This is a genomic window from Halomonas sp. 141, from assembly GCF_002810305.1.
Lineage (GTDB): Bacteria > Pseudomonadota > Gammaproteobacteria > Pseudomonadales > Halomonadaceae > Vreelandella > Vreelandella stevensii.
This window is the reverse complement of record NZ_PINZ01000098.1, coordinates 1-1,329: the sequence shown is the minus strand read 5'-3', so window position 1 is coordinate 1,329 and position 1,329 is coordinate 1. Positions and strand designations below refer to the sequence as shown.

Sequence of the window (1,329 nt, the reverse complement as noted above, 5' to 3'; positions counted from 1 at the left end):
TTACCAAACAGCGCGTAAAGCATCGCCCAGTCGGGCGGTGATACAAGCGCGCACCGCGTAGCGGTGCCAGATTGACTTCGCCTCATTGCCCTGATATTTATACAGTATGAAAAAGCGTGCCTACAAAGAACGGTTCTACCCCACCTCCGAACAGGCTGAGCTGCTGGCGCAGTCGTTCGGGTGTGCCCGTTTTGTCTGGAATAATACCCTGGCCTATCGCACCGAGGCGTATCAGCAGCGCGGTGAATCGGTCTCGCACTCATCGGCGGAAAAGCGACTGGTGGGCTTAAAGGCGGCGTTTCCGTGGTTGCGGGATGTTTCCAGCGTGATCCTGCAGCAAACGCTCCGCGACCAGAAAGCCGCCTTCGACAACTTCTTCAACCCAAAGCTCAAGGCGCGCTACCCACGTTTCAAGCGCAAGGATTGCCGGCAGTCGATCCGGCTGACCAAGGCCGCGTTCCGCTATCGGGATGGTGAGATCACTATCGCAAAAGCGAAGACGCCGTTACCCATCCGATGGAGCCGGTCACTACCCTCTGCACCCTCTACCATCACGATTTCACGCGATCGTGCTGGACGCTACTTCATCAGTTGCCTGTGTGATTTCGTGCCAAAAGCGCTTCCGGTCACGCGCAAAACGGTCGGCATTGACCTCGGCTTGAGCGATTTGTTCATTACCAGTGACGGCGCAAAATCGGGCAATCCGCGTCATCTGAAACGCTACGAGGCGAAGCTGGCCTGCTTGCAGCGCCGGTTGGCGAAAAAACAGACAGGTTCAAACAACCGCAACAAACACCGTTGGAAAGTGGCACGGCTACATGCCAAGATCGCCGACTGTCGCCGTGACGCTACCCACAAAGCGACCCGCGCACTCATTAACGAAAACCAAGTCCTGTGCGTCGAGTCACTTAATATCATTGGTATGATCAAGAATAGACGGCTTTCTAAATCCATTAGCGATGCCGGGTGGGGTGAGTTCGTCCGGCAACTGGAATACAAGGCCGCCTGGGCGGAGCGCCAACTGGTGAAAGTGAGCCAGTGGTTCCCCAGCAGCAAGCGGTGTCATGGCTGTGGCTACAAGGTTGAGAAACTGCCGCTGTCGCAACGTCACTGGCACTGCGAAAGCTGCGGCTATCCCATTGACCGCGACATCAACGCGGCCAGGAATATACAAACCGCCGGGCTGGCGGGGTTAGCCTGTGGAGCGACCGGAGCGGAGGGCAGCGGCCTGGCTGCTATCTAGTGAAGGCGTGTGGAAGCAGGAAGGTTCTGGGGGTGATCTCAGAACCCTCGCCCAAAGCGCGAAGCGCGGCGGGCGGGGAGTGTCAG

General features: G+C 57.7%; 1 protein-coding gene. It reads left to right on the top strand.

Features of this window, described 5'->3' with window-relative positions; translation table 11 throughout:
• The first annotated feature begins 106 nt into the window (after positions 1–106).
• Complete coding sequence (locus CWI66_RS17440; protein ID WP_100732373.1) at positions 107–1,243, top strand: RNA-guided endonuclease InsQ/TnpB family protein; 1,137 nt, start codon at positions 107–109, stop codon at positions 1,241–1,243.
• The last annotated feature ends 86 nt before the right edge of the window (positions 1,244–1,329 follow it).

What these genes read in the sequence shown, in the direction of transcription:
- CWI66_RS17440 (WP_100732373.1), top strand. Translation starts at nt 107, where the DNA reads ATGAAAAAGCGTGCCTACAAAGAACGGTTCTACCCCACCTCCGAACAG.